The sequence below is a fragment of the Phreatobacter sp. genome, assembly GCF_030691135.1.
GTDB lineage: Bacteria > Pseudomonadota > Alphaproteobacteria > Rhizobiales > Phreatobacteraceae > Phreatobacter.
On record NZ_JAUYFA010000052.1, the window covers coordinates 72,931 to 88,724 of the forward strand.

Here is a 15,794-nt window from a genome sequence, read left to right on the forward strand (position 1 = left end):
CATGGGCACGGTCCTCATCGGCACCTTCTTCCTGCTGCTCGCCGTCTCGGTCCCCATCGGCTTCGCCATGGGTCTGGCCACCATGGGGGCGATCTGGTTCCACGGCGGTCTTCCGATGTCGCTGCTCGCCCAGCGCACGCTTGTCGGTGCCGACAGTTACGCGCTGCTGGCCATCCCCTTCTTCATCCTCGCCGGCAACCTGATGAACGGCGGCGGCATCACCGACCAGATCATTCGCCTCGCCAATGCGATGGTCGGTCGGTTCCGCGGTGGCCTGGCGCTGACCTCGGTCATGGCCGCGATGATCTTCTCGGGACTGTCGGGTTCGGCTGCGGCCGATGCGTCCGCCCTCGGCAAGGTGCTCATTCCCGCGATGAAGAAACAGGGCTACGGCGGCGGTTTCGCCGCGGCGCTGATGGCGTCGGCCTGCGTCAACGGGCCGATCATTCCCCCGTCGATCCCGCTGGTGATCTACGGCCTGTCGGCGGCCAAGGGGGTCTCGATCATCGCGCTGTTCCTGGGTGGGATCGTGCCGGGTATTCTTCTCGGGGTCGCGCTGATGACGGCTGCCTATGTGATCGCCGTCCGGCGCAACTACCCGGTCTCCGAAGCCGTGCCGATCCGCCAGATTCCCCGCCTGGTCCTGCCCGCCCTCTGGGCGCTGATGATGCCGGTGATCATTCTCATCGGTGTTACCGGGGGCGTCGTCACCGTGACGGAGAGCGCCACCATCGCCGTCGTGTACGCCGCCCTTGTCGGTTTCTTCGTCTATCGCGAACTGAGCATCCGCACGATCTGGCCCATCCTCGTGCAGACCGCCCTCGATACCGCGCTGGTCATGTTCATCATCGCTTTGTCGTCCGGTTTCGGCTGGCTGCTCGCGGTGTCGGGCATGCCGAAGGCGATCGCGGTCTGGATCGCATCGGTTTCCAGCGATCCGGTCATCATCCTGATGATGATCAACGTCTTCCTGCTGGTCATCGGCATCTTCATGGAGCCGCTGCCGGCGCTGTTCATCCTGATCCCGGTTCTCGTCCCGGTGGTCCAGGCCGTCGGCATCGACCTCGTCCATTTCGGCCTGGTCATGGTTTTCAACCTCTGCATCGGGCTGATCACTCCTCCCGTCGGGATCCTGCTCTACATCTGCGCCAACTTTGCCGGGGTGAAGCTGGAGGAGGAGAGCCGCGAACTCGGCCCGTTCCTCGCCGCCAGTCTGGTCGTCCTCGCCATCATCTCCTTCTTTCCTTCGACGGTTCTTTGGTTGCCGCGCGTCCTCGTCGGCTACACGGGTTGAGCACATGACAACGAACAGACTTGCAGACCGCGTGGCGCTCGTTTTCGGAGCCGGTTCCGTCGGCCCCGGCTGGGGCAACGGCAAGGCCTCGGCCGTCGCCTATGCGCGCGCCGGCGCCAGGGTCGTCTGCGTCGACATCAACCGATCGGCGGCCGAGGAGACCGTCGGCCTCATCCGCGGCGAGGGCGGCAGTGCCGAGGCCCTCGCCTGCGACGTCACCAAGCTGATGGAGGTGGAGGACGTGGTGGCGCGCACCACGGCGCTCTTCGGCCCGGTCGACATCCTCCACAACAATGTCGGCCACGCCAAGATGGGCGGCCCGCCGGACCTCACCGAGGACGAGTGGCGCCGCGAGATGGACCTCAACGTCACCGGCATGTTCCTCGCCTGCAAGGTCGTCATCCCCACGATGGTGGCGCGCGGCAAGGGCGTCATCACCAACATCTCGTCGTCGGCCGGCATCCGCTATGTCGGATATCCCTACACGAGCTACTACGCCGCCAAGGGGGCGGTGAACCAGTTCACCGTCGGCGTCGCGCTGCAATATGCGCGCGACGGCCTGCGCTGCAACGCCATCCTGCCGGGCCTGATGGACACGCCGCTGATCTACCAGCAGATCACCGTCCAGTACGCCTCGCCCGACGACATGGTGAAGGCCCGCCACGAGGCGACGCCCATGGGGCGCATGGGCACCGGCTGGGACGTCGCCAATGCCGCCGTCTTCCTCGCCAGCGACGAGGCCAGCTACATCAATGCCGTCTGCCTGCCGGTGGACGGCGGCTTCACCGCTCGCTGCGCCTGACGCCGCATCACGGCCGCCGGGTTCCGGTCCGGATGGCTGTGTCCGGCGGCAGAACGGATGCATCTGCGCTTCCGACAGGCTAAGGAGCGCGGTCACGTCGGGAAGGAGCAGCCATGCCAGGCTCGAAAGTCGTTCTGGTCACCGGGGCCTCGTCCGGGATCGGCCGCGCTACGGCTGACCTCCTGCAGGCCCGCGGTCATCACGTCATCGGCACCAGCCGTCGTGAGAACCCGGGCGAGGCGCCGTGGACCTGGGCCCGGCTCGACGTGACCGAGGACGCTTCGGTCATGGCCTGCGTCGCCGGCGTGCTCGCCTCCCACGGCCGCATCGACGCGGTGGTGAACAATGCCGGCCTTGTGATGGCCGGCGCCGTCGAGGACACCTCGATCGAGGAGGCGCGCCGCAGCCTCGAGACCAACGTGCTCGGCGCGATGCGCGTCGCCAGGGCGGCGCTGCCGGCCATGCGGGAACGCGGCTCGGGCACCATCGTCAATATGGGCTCGCTCGCCGGCCGGGTGGGCATGCCGTTCCAGGGGATCTACTCGGCCAGCAAGTTCGCCCTCGAGGGCCTGACGGAGGCGCTTGCCCAGGAAGTGGTCGCTTTTGGCATCGATGTGGCGCTGGTGGCCCCCGGCGACACTGCGACGCCCGTGGTCGACAACCGCGTCCGGACGGTCGCCTCGAAGGACCCGGCCTCGCCCTATGCTGCCGCCTTTGTCCGGGTCGTCGCGATGTATGAGAAAGACGAGCGGGCCGGCGCGCCACCAGCCGGGGTCGCGGCGCTGGTGGCGGATCTCGTCGAGGGCCGCAGACACGGGCCGCGATATGCAGTCGGTCCCTTCGGACAACGCGTCATGGTGGCTGCGCGCGGCATCGTTCCCGGCGGGGTCTTCCGTTGGGGCATGTCACGTTATTTTGGCCTGCAGAGATGATCCGCCTGTCGGCGGGATCGGCGCCGGAGCCGGCCTGCCTCAGGGCGGATGCGAGTCGCTGATTTCACGGGTGAAATGGCCCGTCCATGCGGGTCATCCCGGTCGGCGGGAGCGGGGTGCGATTTTGGCCCGACGCTTGCTCGCAAACGCCAACCAAACTATAGCCTCTGCATCACCTCTTTGACGGTTTGGTGACCCTTGAAAGCAAAGTTGCTCCATGTCCGATAGTACGGTGCATCCCGAAGGCGGTTCGCAGTCGGTCGCGACGACCGCCCAACTCACCGGGATCCTGCGGCGTGTGGCGACGCTCGGCGACATTCTGGAACGGTCGGTTGGCGATGCGCCCCATCCGCTGAAGATCCAGATCGAACGTTTCGACAGCCCGGTCCAGGCGGTGATCGACGGCCGGCAGACTACGCTTTTCGGCACCAACAGCTATCTCGGCCTCAATTTCGACCCGCGCTGCATCGCGGCGGCGGAAACTGCGCTGCGCACCTGGGGCACCGGCTCCACCGCCTCGCGCGTCGCCAGCGGCAACCAGGCCGGCCATGCCGAACTAGAGCGCACCATCGCCGCCTATTACGGGCGGCCGGACGCCATCGTCTTCTCCACCGGTTTCATGGCCAATCTCGGCGCGATCGGCGGCCTCGCCGCCGAAGGCGACCTCATCCTCTACGATGCCTTCTGCCATGCCAGCATCATCGATGCCTGCCGGGCGAGCGGCGCGACCTTCAAGTCCTTCCGCCACAACGACCCCGCCGATCTCGACCGCATGCTGTCCGAGGCGACGGTGCCGCCGTCGCGCACTCTCGTCGTGCTTGAGGGCCTCTATTCGGTCTGGGGCGACCTCGGCGCGGTGAAGGATCTCGCCACCGTCGCCAAGCAGCACGGCGCGCTGGTTCTGGTCGACGAGGCCCACGGCCTCGGCCTCTACGGCGCCACCGGGCGCGGCGTCACCGAGGCGCAGGGCGCCGAGCATCTGGTGGATGCCGTCGTCGGCACCTTCTCGAAATCGGTCGGCGTCATCGGCGGCTATTGCGTCACCAGCCATCCGGCCCTGAAGGCTCTGCGGTTTCTCGCCCGCGCCTATCTCTACACCGCCTCGTTGCCGCCCGCCGTCGTCGCCTCCGCGCGCACGGCGATCGGCATCATTGCCAACGAGCCCGAGCGGCGCGCGGACCTCTGGCGCAAGGCCGAGCGCTTCTGCGCCGGCGTCGAAGCCCTCGGCTATTCCTTGTGCGCCGCTCCGGGTCCGGTCGGCGCCATCAAGATGCGCGGCCTGATACAGGGCCTCGGCTTCTGGCGGGAACTGCTCGAGCGCGGCATCTATGTGAACATTCTCGTGCCCCCGGCGACGCCGAGCGGCGAGGTGCTGCTGCGCTATTCCGTCTCCGCGGCCCATACCGAAGCCGACATCGACCTGTTCCTCGCGGTCCTTGCCGACCTCTCCAAGGTGGCGCAGACCGCCTGACACCTCCGGGTCGGCCGCAGGGTGAGCCGAACGCTGTCAGAGCAGGACGATCGCCTCGGCGAGCGCCACCGCCTTGCCGGCTTCGTCCCTGATGAAGATGCGCAGCGTCGCCCGCGCCCGGCCCTCGGCCTGGTCGGCCCGCACCACGCGCCCCGACACGGTCACCGCGGCGCCGACCGGCACCGGCAGGGCAAAGCGCGTCGACAGCTTGGCGCAGGTGCCCTCCGGCAGCCAGCCGCCGAGCGCGGTATCGGCGAGGCCCATCAGCAGCATGCCCTGGACGATGGGATCGGCGAGGCCGATGGAACGTGCCGCGGCTGCATCCACATGGATCGGGTTGTCGTCGCCCGAGGCCGCCGCATAGCGCCGCACCATGGCCATGTCGACCGATGCAAAATGCCGGTCGGGCAGGACCGTTCCGAGCGGCAGGGGATGATCGGGGCTCGTCACGGTACCAGCCTCAGCACGGCATGCAGGCGCGCGACGGGCGTTTCAGCATGGCTGATCACGACGTCGAGAGTGAGGTGGACCTCATCCGTCCGCCTGACCTCGGCCACCAGCGACAGCGCCGTGTCGAGGGGCAGCGCGCCGAGCATCTCCACCGTCTGCGCTTCATGCACCGGCAGCGATTCCGGCCGGTCGGCGGCGAGCTTCCTGACGAGTTTTACCACCTCTGGCCGTGTCAGCCAGCGGATCGGATAGGTCGTCGGCAGGCGGGTGGCGCCGGTATGCCCGACGCTCGCCGCGAAAGCTGCCACGTCGGCGGCGGTGGCGACCACGTCGCAGGTGGCGCGGCGCTCCTCGCCGACGAGGCTCACGCAGCCCGACCGATGGCGAGGGAGGCGTTGATGCCGCCGAATGCGAAGGAATTCGTCAGCGCGACATCGAAGGCATGGTCACGCCCGACATTGGCCACGCAGTCGATGGGGCAGGCCGGGTCCGCCTCCAGGAAGTTGATCGTCGGGGGCACGAAGCCCTCCTCCAGCGCGCGGATGGTGACGATCGCCTCGATGGCGCCGGCGGCTCCCAGCGTGTGGCCGTGGATCGGTTTGGTGGAACTGACCGGCACGGCGGCGAGGCGGTCGCCGAAGATGCGGCCGAGGGCTTCGCTTTCGGTGGAATCGTTGAGGATCGTGGCGGTGCCGTGGGCGTTGACATAGCCGACCGCATCCGAGGATAGCCCCGCATCGGCCAGCGCCAAGGCCATGGCCTCGGCGGCCCCGGCCACGTCCGGCTTCAGCATGTCCTTGGCGTCGCTGGTCGTCCCATAGCCGAGGATGCGGCCGCGGATGCGGGCGCCGCGCGCCTTCGCCAGCTCCTCGGCCTCGATGACGAGTGCGCCCGAACCCTCACCCAGCAACAATCCGTTGCGGCCCCGGGAGAAGGGGCGGCAGAGCTGCGGCGACAGCACGCGCATCATCTCCCATGCCTTCATGCCGCCCGGCGTGATGCTGGCCTCGGCACCGATGACGATGGCCCGGTCGGCCATACCGGCGCGGACCATGTGGAAGGCGATCCCGAGGGCCTGCGCCGAGGAGGCGCAGGCGCTCGACACCACGAAGGTCGTGCCGGTGCAGCCATAGATCAGCCCGACATTGGAGGCCGAGGCACTGATCATCGCCCGAGGCACGGTCAGGGGGTCCGGCCGCTTCTGCGACATCGCCATGTTGCGGGAGGTTTCCTCGATCGTGCCGATGCTGCCGATGCCGGTTCCCACGATCACCGAGGTGCGGGCACCGAGCGGCAGCGCATCGGCGAGGCCAGCATCCTTGACCGCCTCCTCGGCCGCGAGCATCGCCATCAGCGTGACGCGGTCGAAGAATGCCGTCTTCATGTTCGGGAAGAAGCGCTCCAGGGCGAAATCCTGCACCTGCGCCGCGATACGCAGGTTGTTGGCGCAGTCGTAGTCCAGAACGACCTTCTTGACGCCCGATACGCCGCCCGCCGCTGCACTCCACAGGGCTTCGACACCCTGGCCGGCAGTGGTGAGCGCACCGAGCCCGGTGACGACGACGTTGCGGGGCGTCACGATCAGGCCTGCTGAGATTTCTGGATATGCTCCTTGAAGACGGCGATCAGGCCGCCGACGTCCTTCACCTGGGACAGGTTCTCGTCCATCGGCACATAGACTTGGAACTTCTCCTCGATGGCGGCGAGGATCATCATGAAATCCACGCTGGCGATGTTCAGCGATTCGAGCGTCGTTTCCGGCCCGACGCCGTTCAGATCGACCATTCCTTCCTTTGCGATAACCTCGATGAGGTCGCGCGTCAGTTGGTCGTCCCCGAAAGCGGATGCGGTATCGGTCATTCCGTGGCCTTCTTGTTTCTTCTCGCCGTCGGTCGGGCCTGACACCATCAGGCTAAGCGCTTCCGGCGCGCGCGCCAAGTGCTGGGCGGCAGCCGCAAGTGCCAGCGTCCCGACCGACGCTCGGTGCCTTCCTAACCTCTTATTTCCGTCCTATCTAGCACCCAGTTACACAGAACGTGATCACGACGGCCATTCCCGTCATATTGCTGGCGTTTCGCGAGGGTTCCCCGATGACGTTTTCCCGCCGAGGGTTGTTCGCCGCCGCCGGCCTCCTGGCGCCGACGGCGCCCGCTCTGGCCCAGGACCGCCTGCCGCCGGTCAGCATCCGCCGCTCCGAGGTCTCTGTCTCGCGCACGCTCACCGTCGCCCGCCCCGACCTGCCCGTTCCGGGCGATCGCGGCATGCTGTGCTATGTCCAGCACGCCATCAACCGGAACGTCCTCGTCTACGCCGCCCGCCAGCGGCCGGATGGCAGCCTCGACCCGCAGCGTCCCGTGGAGGTCTTCTGGCGCCGCTTCGGCGACGAAAACGGCAACCGTCGTGAACTGTCCTTCTTCGAGCGCGTCTTCGCCTTCGGCGTCAGCACCCAGTCCATCGACCAGGCGCGCCATTCGGCCCGCATCGCCGGCTACCGCGAGCGCGATGCGGTGATCGATGTCGGCACCGACGGCACGCCGCGCGCGCTGATGACCGTCGGCGCGCGCACCATCCGGGTCGTCTATGCCTATGCCGAGGCCGAGGACCGGCGATTCATCCCCAAGATCCACCATGTCGACATCCACGGCATCGATATCGCCAGCGGCGAGGCGGTGCGCGAGCGCGTGCGTCTCGACATGTGAGGGCGGCTTCAGCGCCCGCCGGCGCTCCAGCCGAAATCGTGCCACAGCCCGCGCGGAAACGGGTTCGGCAGGCGGTTGCGCTCGATGATCTGACGCTTCAGCGGCGGCTTTGCCCGTTTCGGCTTCCACGCCCCGTCGAAATGATGGCAGAAGTGGATGTTGCGCGACAGCAGCGGCTTTCCGGCATAGAGGCCGGGCGGCACCCAGTAGATCTGTTCCAGCACTCCCACATCCCTCGGCTTCAGCGCGTAGAACAGCCGGGTGAGCGCCTTCGGGCCGGTGGCATCCTCGACGTCGTCGGTGGAGACGATCGGCCGGCGCGCGACGTTTTCCACCATGCGGTCGATGAGTGCCTTGAAGAAGGGATGGCGCGGCGGCGCGCCGAACATACAGGTGGCGAGCTGGAAGGGCTGCTCGTAGCCGAGTTCGCGCTGGCGCTGCGGCATCAGTTGCGCTTCGATGGTGAAGACCGCCGTGTCGGTTGCACGGAAGACGTCGATCGGGCGCAGGCATTCCATGTCGAGATCGGCGTAGAAGCCGCCGTCGACATAGACGGCGACCATCCTCCAGAAATCGGCCTCGGCCACACCGAGTTTCAGCGTGTCGAAGGTCGGAAGAAGCTCGGGACAATGCTGCGCGACATAGGCGCGGCGCGCCCGTGAATCGTAGAAGCGGATATCGAGGCCCGGATTCTTCTCGCGGATCGAGCGCTGGAAGGGGACGAGATGGGCGGGGACGTCGGCTGTCTCCCAACTCTGGTGCAAGATGGCCGGAATCATGTCTCGCCGTCACCCCGAAGAAATCTGCGTCGCCGGGGTCAATCCCGGCCGGCCCGTTCGATGCGTGCCATCAGGCCGAGGCCGGTAGCGATCATGGCCAGCGGCATGAACCACGCGGCGAACAGAGGAGGTAATTGCCCATATTCGCCGAGCCAGACAACGATATTGTTGGTGACATAGAGGAAATAGCCGGCGAGCCCGATGAGGATCATCGGCTTGAAGAGGGTGCGCTGGGCCAGCAGCGTCATCGCGAGGGCGGAGGCCATCAGCATCATGCCGAGCGGCAGCACCGCCTGGGCGATCCTGACGTGCCACCAGGCCCGGTAGGCGGGCTCCCCCAGCCCCTGGATGCTGGCGAGCTGGGATAGCGTCGATTGCGGCAGGAAGCGGGCGTCGATCCCCAGATTGGCGAGCCACAGCGGCTCCAGCGGCAGGGCGATCCGCTCCTCGGCGAAGCGCCGCGCCGCGCCGTTCCCGCTCGCCGGTGTCTGGGCGCCCTCGGCCGGCGCGGTCCAGCGACTGCCGTTCCGGAAAACCCAGATCCCCGGCGTCTCGGCTGGGACGGCGCTGGCGGCCGCCATGCGGCCCGTCAGACGTCCGCCTTCCGAGAGTTCGAACAGCTGCACGTCGACCAGGGTCCGGTTGCGGAAATCGATCCGCGCCTGGACCATGTGGTTCGGCAGCACGATCCAGCGTCGCTCCTCCGGCTTCAGCCGCCGGTCGAACCACTCGCCATGGCCGCCAAGCCCGGTCTCGATCTGGATGGCGACGGCGGTTGGCCGCAGGACCGCGAGCGCCGTCACCTGGAGCGCCCCCAGAAGCACCCCGAGAACAATGATAGGCACCACCGACTGCAGCGGGGAGCGTCCGCCGTTCCAGATGACGATCCGCTCGCGCGACTGCGTCAACGTGACCTCCGACCAGAACAGGCCCATGAAACAGGCGAGCGGCAGCAGATTGCCGATCACGTCGCAGATCCGCAGCAGCAGGTACCAGAGCATGTGCAGAACGAGCCCCGGAACGCCGCCGGTCGCCTGGGCGATGACCTGGTTGGCCCGCGACGCGAGGTCCAGCGTCAGCGCCACGATCAGGAGGGCGGCCAGTACCGTCCCGATATGGCTCGCATGGGCGAGGGTGAGCGTGCGCGTATAGGTGCCGAAGGCGACGAGCCCGAAGCGGCGCCCCTTGTCATCGGCGGGAACGGGGGTCGGGACGGCGGTCACGAGCGGCTGAGCCCGGGGCGCGCGATCGCTGAGGAGCGCAGCGCCACCGCCGTGATGAGCGCCGACCCAATGGCGAGGCCGCCGCCGGCCACCAGCAGCAGCACCGGCCACAGGCCCATCCACAGCAGCCCGGCCAGAACCGAGGTGCCGGCGATCTCCATGGCCATCAGTCCCGCGCAGGCCAGCGGCAGGACGAAGGCCTGGTTGGCGCGGGTGGTGAACGACAGGGCAAGAAGGGCGATCAGCGGCGCGATAAGGCAGAGGAGACTGCGCCCGATACGCTTGGCCAGTTCCAGCCGTTCCGGGGTCCGCGCCATGGCGCCGACGAACAGTTCCGGCAAGGTCAGTTCGGCGATGTTCCGCCCGCGCGGGTCGAAAGGCACGACGTCGTTGAAGACGAGGCTCTGCTGGGTCGCCGTGCCGCGCAGCGAGGAGGCCGGCGCGACGGGCACGCGCTGGGCCCCGTTGGCGACTGCCCCCGGCTGCGGCGCCGGGAAGTCGTCGACGGCGAAATCGTAGAGGTGCAGGGCCACACGGCCGTTGATGTCGGGGCCGATCAGGCGGGTGCCGTTGGCGACCACGACGCGCTCACCGCCGCCTTCGGTGGGCTGCCGCACGAAGAGGCGCGGCGTCGGCACGCCGTCGGAGCGCGGGATCACCGCCACCGTGCCGATCTTCGTCTCGAACAGGCGGTTGGCCGTCACCGTTCCGCCGGTGAGAGCGTGGTACTGGGCCGAGAACATCACCAGCCGGAAGGCGTAGCGGGACAGGGGATCGACGAAGCCGCCGACCGTGAGGGCGGCGATCTGCGCGACGATCCCGATGCGGATGACAAGGCGGATCAGGCCGTGCGGCGGAATGCCGAGGCTCGACAGCATGAGAAACTCGCGGTCTTCCCTCAGGCTGAGCGCAACCCGATACACCGCGATGAGAATGGCGGTCGGCAGCGCCAGCTCGAACACCTGGGGCAGCATGGTCGCCATCATCGCGATGGTCTTCGTCAGCGACGCGCGGATCTTCAGCACCTCCTCCAGGAGGCCGGAGATGAGCTGTTCGGCGACGAAGATGCTCTCGATGAGGAGCAGCACGAGCGCTACCTGCACGGTTACGTCGCGCATGATCCTCCCCGCCTGCTGGCTGGGAAAGCGGCGCGTCCGCCCCGTCAGATCCAGTTGCGAGACGAGCCGCCTCTTCAGGGCGAAGAAGGTCCTCACCACGCCGGGCGCCCCGTGCTGGCATCGGCCTGCGCCTGGGTGTAGACAGCGCAGATCCTATGCATTCTGAACGGCAGCGGGCTCCCGCGCCCATCGGGGACGAATTCGGTTGCAGATTGCTGAAGCACGGTCACGGCGCGATTTTAGACGCTTCATCCGCCTCCCGCGACAACTCTATTCGGGAATGCCCGGATTTCAGCCGCCGCTCGATCTGGAGCGCTTCCTGCTGCTCGATCCGCGTGTGGCACCCTTCTTCACCCATGGTGAGGCCGCCTTCTTCATCGCCAGCGACGCGGCCGGCCGGCCCCTCGGCCGTATCTCCGCCCAGTTCGACCGGCTGACGCCGGCCGATCGCATCGGGACCGGGCATTTCGGCTGCCTCGATGCGGTGGACGATCCGGCCGTCGTGGCGGCGCTCGTCGCCGCCGCGCGCCGCTGGCACGCCGAGCGCGGCCGCCATCGTCTCGAGGGCCCCTTCACCTATTCCATCAACGAGGAGGCCGGCACCCAGATCGCCGGCCAGGACCGCGGTGACATGGTGCTGATGCCCTGGCATCCGCCCTATCTCGGCGCCCATGTCGAGGCCTCTGGCCTCGTCCCGGTCAAGGACTTGCTGGCCTATAGCGTGCCGCTCGTCGAAGGCGCGCATCGGCGGGGCGCCCGCTTCGCGCAATTGCCCGAAGGCAGCCGCGTCAAGGTCCGTCAGCTCGATCTCGGCAACCTTGCCGGCGAGGCCGCCATCATGACCGACCTCTACAATGCCTCCTGGCGCGACAACTGGGGCTTCATCCCGCTGGCGGCGGCGGAGTTCACCACGCTCCTCAGGGTGATCCGGCCGATCCTCAGGCCGGCTCATGCGGTCATCCTCGAACATGACGGGCGGCCCGCCGCCTTCGCTTTCATCATGCCCAACGGCTATGAGCTCTTTCGCGGCTTTCGCGGCCGGCTGCTGCCCTTCAACTGGGCGCGGCTCGTCTGGCGCGTCCTGACACATCGCTTCGCCTCCAAGCGGGTGACGCTGCTGGGCGTCAGGACGGACCTGCGCGACACGATTCTCGGTGCGTTACTGCCGATCGTCGCAATCGCCAGGCTCGTCGCCGCCAATCCGGAACCTGCCGAGATCGAGATGAGCTGGATTCTTGACGACAATCTGCGTATGCGCCGTATCATCGAAGCGTTGGGCGGAACCATATCCAAGCGCTACCGGATCTATGCCGATCCGGAACCGACGGGCGACGGGTCATGAGCACGGCAGGCAGTACGGGCGTTCTCCCCCCGGTGGACGCCGCTTTTCTGGTGAGCCATCCCGCGCCGCTGGTGGCGCTGGTCGGCGGCGCCGGCCTCTTTCCCTATGGACCGGGGACACTCGGCGCCCTCGTCGGCATCCCGCTCGGCCTCGCGCTGCAGATGGCGCCGGCCGTCGTGGCGCTCGCCCTGGTGGCAGCTGCCTTCGCCTTCGGGGTCTGGGCCTGCGGCGTCACCGCTATGCGGTCCGGGGTCCATGATCACCCCGCCATCGTCTTCGACGAGACCTGGGCCATGGCCGCCGTCATCGCCTTTTCGCCGCCGGGACTGCGGGCCGTCGTGGTCGGCTTCCTCGCCTTCCGCTTCTTCGACATCGTGAAGCCCTGGCCGATCGGTCATATCGACCAGAACGTCGCGGCAGGTTTCGGCATCATGCTGGACGATGCGGTCGCCGCGGTCTTCGCGCTGGCGCTCGTTGTCGGTCTTTCGCGCCTCGGCTGGCTGTAGTCCGCCTTCGGGGTCGCGGGCGGCCGGGACGTCCGGCTCACACGCCGACGATCACCCGCATGGTGAGCAGTCCGCAGGCCAGCGCGACGGCGATCCCCAGTCCATCGAAGAGTTGCATCCACGTAACCCCGTCATGTCTGCCGGAAACGTGCACCAACATGATGAATGAACCGTGTCGCAAGAACGGCCGCTTCGTTGCGGCATTATGTCGACGGCGCGGCGTTAGCGCGAGAGGCCGGTCAAGAACGGGCCGAGACAGCCGTCAGAGCACGAAATCCGTGCCCAGATAGACCGCCTTCACCCGCGGATCGGCGACGATATGCTCGACCGAGCCGGAGGCGAGGATCAGCCCGCCGTCGAGAATATAGGCGCGGTCGACGAGGCTCAGCGTCTCGCGCACGTTGTGGTCGGTCACCAGAACGCCGATGCCCCCCGCCGCGAGCTTGCGCACGAGGATGCGCACCTCCGATACCGCGATGGGGTCGACGCCGGCGAAGGGCTCGTCCAGCAAGATGAAGGAGGGATCGCTCGCCAGGGTCCGGGCGATCTCCAGCCGCCGCCGTTCGCCACCGGACAGCGCGCCCGCCTTGGAGCGGCGCACATGGGTGATGCCGAATTCCTCCAGCAGGCCGTCCAGCCTGCGGTGCCGTGCCTGCCGTTCGCCGATGAGCGATTCCAGCACGATGAGGATGTTGTCCTCCACTGAGACCCCGCGGAAGATCGAGGCCTCCTGCGGCAGGTAGCCGAGGCCCATGCGGGCGCGCATGAACAGCGGCAGGCGCGTGATGTTCTTGTCGTCGAGCATGACGACACCGCTGTCGGGCACCTGCATGCCCGCGATCATCGAGAAGGTGGTGGTCTTGCCGGCACCATTGGGCCCGAGCAGGCCGACGACCTCGCCCCGGCGCAGGGCGAGATCCACCCCGCGGACCGTGGGGCGGCCGTCATGCGATTTGACCAGCCGGCGCGCGATCAGCATGGCGCGGACCCTTCAGGGTGCGCCGGCAGCCGTTTCGCTGCCGGAACGGTCCTCAGCTCTCGCCCTCGATGAACGCGTTGGTCCGGTCGCGGGCTTCCGGATCGGTGTACTGCTGGGGCGGCGATTTCATGAAATAGCTCGACGGTCCGCCGATCGGCCCGCCGATCTTGCGGTCGAGCGCGATGCGGCAGCAGCGCACCGCATCGATGACGACGCCGGCCGAATTGGGCGAATCCCAGACCTCGAGCTTGAGTTCCATGTTCAGCGGCACGCCACCGAAACCGGTGCCCTCGATGCGGATATAGGCCATCTTCCGGTCGTCGAGGAACGGCACGAAATCGCTCGGCCCGATATGGATGTTGTCGGCGGCGATCGGCACGTCGATCTGGCTGGAGACCGCCTGGGTCTTCGACTTCTTCTTCGACGACAGGCGCTCGCGCTCGAGCATGTTGAGGAAGTCGGTGTTGCCGCCGAAATTGAGCTGGTAGGTCCGCTCGATCTTGACGCCGCGGTCCTCGTAGAGACGGGCGAGCACACGGTGGACGATGGTCGCCCCGACCTGGCTCTTGATGTCGTCGCCGACGATCGGCAGGCCCTTGTCGGCGAAACGCTTCGCCCAGTGCGGGTCGGAGGCGATGAAGACCGGCACGCAGTTGATGTAGCCGCAGCCTGCCGCGAGGGCGCATTCGGCATAGAACTCGCTGGCCTGCTGCGAACCGACCGGCAGGTAGGAGATGATGACCTCGGCGCGGGCAGCCTTGAGCACGGCGACGACGTCTGCCGGCGCCGCCGTCGACTCGGTCACCACGTCGACGAGGTGCTTGCCGACGCCGTCGAGCGTCGGACCACGCTGGACCGTCACGCCGGTCTGCGGCACCTTGGCGAACTGGATCGTGTTGTTCGGCTTGGCGAGGATGGCCTCGGCGACATCCTGGCCGACCTTCCGGCTGTCGATGTCGAAGGCGGCCACGATCTCCATGTCGCGGATATGGTAGTCGCCGACCACGACGTTCATCAGACCCGGGATCGACTCACCGGGCTTGGCGTCCTTGTAGTACTGCAGACCCTGAACGAACGAAGCGGCGCAATTGCCGACACCGACGATGGCAACACGAATGGCAGACCGTGACACGAATTATCTCCAGGCGCTCGGGCCGAAGACCACCGGCTGCGCGCGGCTCCTTATACTTCATTGTTTCGTCATTTGAAGTGCTTCCGTGATGATGGTCACAGGCGCTGCAGGGCTGCTCGGCAACAGCGTTTTGCGGCTGGCCGCGGCGCGCGGCCTGGCCGTCACCACATGGCTGCGCGGCAGGGCCGGGGAGCGGACGCTGGCGGGCCTTGATGTGCCGGTGATCTTCGCCGACCTGGCGAACGATGAGCTCGAAAAGCATGTCGAAAGCGCCGGTGTGATCGTCCATTGCGCCGCCCGGGTGGGAATCGGCCGCACCGATGCGGCTGGCTTCCACCGCGACAATGTCCTTGCGACGCAACGCCTGGCGAGCGCCTGCCGTGCCGTCGGTGCACGCCTCATCCATGTCTCGACGGTGGACACGCTGGTCTGGGGAACACGGGACAGGCCGGGCGGCGAGACCCCCGCCGGACCCCATGCAAGTGATACCACTTACGCGGCGTCCAAACGCCACGCCGAGGCCGCGGTTATCGCCGAGATGGGCCGGGGCCTTGACGCGACCATCGTCCATCCCGGCTTCCTGCTCGGCCCCTGGGACTGGAAGCCCTCCTCCGGGCGCATGATCCTCGCCGCCGCGCGCGGGCCGTTCACCCTGGCCCCGCCCGGCGGCAACGATTTCTGCCATGCCGGGGCCGTCGCCGAAGCGCTCCTCGCCCTTGCCGACAGGCGCCCGCCCTCGGACCGCTATGTCCTCTCCGGCGAGGCCCTGACCTATGCGGAGGCCTTCGGGCTGATGCGGCAGGTGGCCGGACGCCCGGCGCGCGTCATCCCCGCGCCGGCTGCCGCCGTCATGGCGGCTGGATATGCGGGCGACCTGTGGGGACGGCTGTCCGGCCGTGAACCGGCCCTCAACAGCGCCGCGGCCGCCATCGCCTGCCAGCCGCATCACTTCTCCTCCGCCCGTGCCATCGCGGAGATCGGCTACCGTCCGCGCCCGGCCATCGAGGCCATGCGCGAAGCGTGGACATGGTTCGTCGAACGCGGCTATGCGTGACCGCCCGCCGCCC

At 67.7% G+C, this 15,794-nt stretch carries 18 protein-coding genes; 8 read left to right on the forward strand and 10 right to left on the reverse strand.

Annotation, left to right across the window (positions count from 1 at the left end):
* Position 1: 1 nt before the first annotated feature.
* From Q8O26_RS08825 to Q8O26_RS08840, 4 genes are all read left to right on the forward strand, one after another.
* The gene (locus tag Q8O26_RS08825; protein ID WP_305575133.1) at positions 2 to 1,294 is read left to right on the forward strand and encodes a TRAP transporter large permease; all 1,293 of its coding nucleotides are present in this window, start codon (positions 2 to 4) and stop codon (positions 1,292 to 1,294) included.
* Between the two features lie 4 nt (positions 1,295 to 1,298).
* The gene (locus Q8O26_RS08830; protein WP_305575134.1) at positions 1,299 to 2,096 is read left to right on the forward strand and encodes an SDR family NAD(P)-dependent oxidoreductase; all 798 of its coding nucleotides are present in this window, start codon (positions 1,299 to 1,301) and stop codon (positions 2,094 to 2,096) included.
* Positions 2,097 to 2,209: 113 nt separating this feature from the next.
* Positions 2,210 to 3,028 (forward strand): SDR family oxidoreductase, encoded by an 819-nt coding sequence (locus tag Q8O26_RS08835; RefSeq protein WP_305575135.1) that lies wholly within the window; start codon positions 2,210 to 2,212, stop codon positions 3,026 to 3,028.
* Positions 3,029 to 3,245: 217 nt separating this feature from the next.
* Positions 3,246 to 4,499, forward strand: coding sequence for an aminotransferase class I/II-fold pyridoxal phosphate-dependent enzyme (locus tag Q8O26_RS08840; RefSeq protein ID WP_305575136.1), 1,254 nt, complete (start codon positions 3,246 to 3,248; stop codon positions 4,497 to 4,499).
* Positions 4,500 to 4,535: 36 nt separating this feature from the next.
* On the opposite strand, the gene Q8O26_RS08845 is transcribed toward Q8O26_RS08840, so the two are convergent.
* From Q8O26_RS08845 to Q8O26_RS08860, 4 genes are read right to left on the reverse strand one after another with little or no spacing between them, the layout of a single operon-like run.
* Entirely contained in the window at positions 4,536 to 4,949 is a 414-nt protein-coding gene (locus tag Q8O26_RS08845; protein ID WP_305575137.1) for a MaoC/PaaZ C-terminal domain-containing protein, read from the reverse strand.
* On the reverse strand, positions 4,946 to 5,317 hold the full coding sequence (locus Q8O26_RS08850) for a hypothetical protein (RefSeq protein ID WP_305575138.1): 372 nt from the start codon (positions 5,315 to 5,317) through the stop codon (positions 4,946 to 4,948). The genes Q8O26_RS08845 and Q8O26_RS08850 overlap by 4 nt, the downstream gene beginning before the upstream one ends.
* Positions 5,314 to 6,528 carry a beta-ketoacyl synthase gene (locus Q8O26_RS08855; RefSeq protein ID WP_305575139.1) on the reverse strand — a complete coding sequence of 405 codons (1,215 nt, stop codon included), beginning with the start codon at positions 6,526 to 6,528 and terminating at the stop codon, positions 5,314 to 5,316. The genes Q8O26_RS08850 and Q8O26_RS08855 overlap by 4 nt, the downstream gene beginning before the upstream one ends.
* A 2-nt stretch (positions 6,529 to 6,530) precedes the next feature.
* Positions 6,531 to 6,887, reverse strand: coding sequence for an acyl carrier protein (locus Q8O26_RS08860; RefSeq protein ID WP_305575140.1), 357 nt, complete (start codon positions 6,885 to 6,887; stop codon positions 6,531 to 6,533).
* A 152-nt stretch (positions 6,888 to 7,039) separates the two neighbouring features.
* Between Q8O26_RS08860 and Q8O26_RS08865 the strand changes: the two genes are divergently transcribed.
* On the forward strand, positions 7,040 to 7,648 hold the full coding sequence (locus Q8O26_RS08865; protein WP_305575141.1) for a DUF4833 domain-containing protein: 609 nt from the start codon (positions 7,040 to 7,042) through the stop codon (positions 7,646 to 7,648).
* Between the two features lie 8 nt (positions 7,649 to 7,656).
* Here the strand turns inward: Q8O26_RS08865 and Q8O26_RS08870 are convergent, their stop codons facing one another.
* The 3 genes from Q8O26_RS08870 to Q8O26_RS08880 are packed head-to-tail and all read right to left on the reverse strand — an operon-like array spanning position 7,657 to position 10,867.
* Positions 7,657 to 8,427 carry a glycosyltransferase family 32 protein gene (locus tag Q8O26_RS08870; RefSeq protein WP_305575142.1) on the reverse strand — a complete coding sequence of 257 codons (771 nt, stop codon included), beginning with the start codon at positions 8,425 to 8,427 and terminating at the stop codon, positions 7,657 to 7,659.
* Positions 8,428 to 8,465: 38 nt separating this feature from the next.
* A complete protein-coding gene (locus tag Q8O26_RS08875) occupies positions 8,466 to 9,650 on the reverse strand; it encodes an LptF/LptG family permease (protein WP_305575143.1) in 1,185 nt (394 codons plus the stop codon).
* Complete coding sequence (locus Q8O26_RS08880) at positions 9,647 to 10,867, reverse strand: LptF/LptG family permease (protein ID WP_305575144.1); 1,221 nt, start codon at positions 10,865 to 10,867, stop codon at positions 9,647 to 9,649. Before Q8O26_RS08880 ends, Q8O26_RS08875 begins: the two co-directional genes overlap by 4 nt.
* A gap of 181 nt (positions 10,868 to 11,048) precedes the next feature.
* On the opposite strand from Q8O26_RS08880, the gene Q8O26_RS08885 reads away from it, so the two are divergent.
* A complete protein-coding gene (locus tag Q8O26_RS08885) occupies positions 11,049 to 12,110 on the forward strand; it encodes a hypothetical protein (protein WP_305575145.1) in 1,062 nt (353 codons plus the stop codon).
* Positions 12,107 to 12,616 carry a phosphatidylglycerophosphatase A gene (locus tag Q8O26_RS08890; RefSeq protein WP_305575146.1) on the forward strand — a complete coding sequence of 170 codons (510 nt, stop codon included), beginning with the start codon at positions 12,107 to 12,109 and terminating at the stop codon, positions 12,614 to 12,616. The genes Q8O26_RS08885 and Q8O26_RS08890 overlap by 4 nt, the downstream gene beginning before the upstream one ends.
* A 37-nt stretch (positions 12,617 to 12,653) precedes the next feature.
* Here Q8O26_RS08890 and Q8O26_RS08895 read toward each other — a convergent pair whose 3' ends face one another.
* From Q8O26_RS08895 to Q8O26_RS08905, 3 genes are all read right to left on the reverse strand, one after another.
* Positions 12,654 to 12,776, reverse strand: a complete 123-nt coding sequence (locus Q8O26_RS08895; protein ID WP_305575147.1) for a hypothetical protein — start codon at positions 12,774 to 12,776, stop codon at positions 12,654 to 12,656.
* 102 nt (positions 12,777 to 12,878) lie between these two features.
* Positions 12,879 to 13,595 (reverse strand): LPS export ABC transporter ATP-binding protein, encoded by a 717-nt coding sequence (gene lptB / locus Q8O26_RS08900; RefSeq protein ID WP_305575148.1) that lies wholly within the window; start codon positions 13,593 to 13,595, stop codon positions 12,879 to 12,881.
* A gap of 52 nt (positions 13,596 to 13,647) precedes the next feature.
* Positions 13,648 to 14,727: an inositol-3-phosphate synthase gene (locus tag Q8O26_RS08905; RefSeq protein ID WP_305575149.1), complete on the reverse strand. Its 1,080-nt coding sequence runs from the start codon at positions 14,725 to 14,727 to the stop codon at positions 13,648 to 13,650.
* A gap of 88 nt (positions 14,728 to 14,815) precedes the next feature.
* Between Q8O26_RS08905 and Q8O26_RS08910 the strand changes: the two genes are divergently transcribed.
* Entirely contained in the window at positions 14,816 to 15,781 is a 966-nt protein-coding gene (locus Q8O26_RS08910; protein ID WP_305575188.1) for an NAD-dependent epimerase/dehydratase family protein, read from the forward strand.
* The last annotated feature ends 13 nt before the right edge of the window (positions 15,782 to 15,794 follow it).

Excerpts from the sequence above, each read along its gene's own strand:
- Q8O26_RS08825 (WP_305575133.1), top strand. The coding sequence starts at position 2 with ATGGGCACGGTCCTCATCGGCACCTTCTTCCTGCTGCTCGCCGTCTCG.
- Q8O26_RS08830 (WP_305575134.1), top strand. The coding sequence starts at position 1,299 with ATGACAACGAACAGACTTGCAGACCGCGTGGCGCTCGTTTTCGGAGCC.
- Q8O26_RS08835 (WP_305575135.1), top strand. The coding sequence starts at position 2,210 with ATGCCAGGCTCGAAAGTCGTTCTGGTCACCGGGGCCTCGTCCGGGATC.
- Q8O26_RS08840 (WP_305575136.1), top strand. The coding sequence starts at position 3,246 with ATGTCCGATAGTACGGTGCATCCCGAAGGCGGTTCGCAGTCGGTCGCG.
- Q8O26_RS08865 (WP_305575141.1), top strand. The coding sequence starts at position 7,040 with ATGACGTTTTCCCGCCGAGGGTTGTTCGCCGCCGCCGGCCTCCTGGCG.
- Q8O26_RS08870 (WP_305575142.1), bottom strand. The coding sequence starts at position 8,427 with ATGATTCCGGCCATCTTGCACCAGAGTTGGGAGACAGCCGACGTCCCC.
- Q8O26_RS08885 (WP_305575145.1), top strand. The coding sequence starts at position 11,049 with ATGCCCGGATTTCAGCCGCCGCTCGATCTGGAGCGCTTCCTGCTGCTC.
- Q8O26_RS08890 (WP_305575146.1), top strand. The coding sequence starts at position 12,107 with ATGAGCACGGCAGGCAGTACGGGCGTTCTCCCCCCGGTGGACGCCGCT.
- Q8O26_RS08895 (WP_305575147.1), bottom strand. The coding sequence starts at position 12,776 with ATGTTGGTGCACGTTTCCGGCAGACATGACGGGGTTACGTGGATGCAA.
- lptB (WP_305575148.1), bottom strand. The coding sequence starts at position 13,595 with ATGCTGATCGCGCGCCGGCTGGTCAAATCGCATGACGGCCGCCCCACG.
- Q8O26_RS08910 (WP_305575188.1), top strand. The coding sequence starts at position 14,816 with ATGATGGTCACAGGCGCTGCAGGGCTGCTCGGCAACAGCGTTTTGCGG.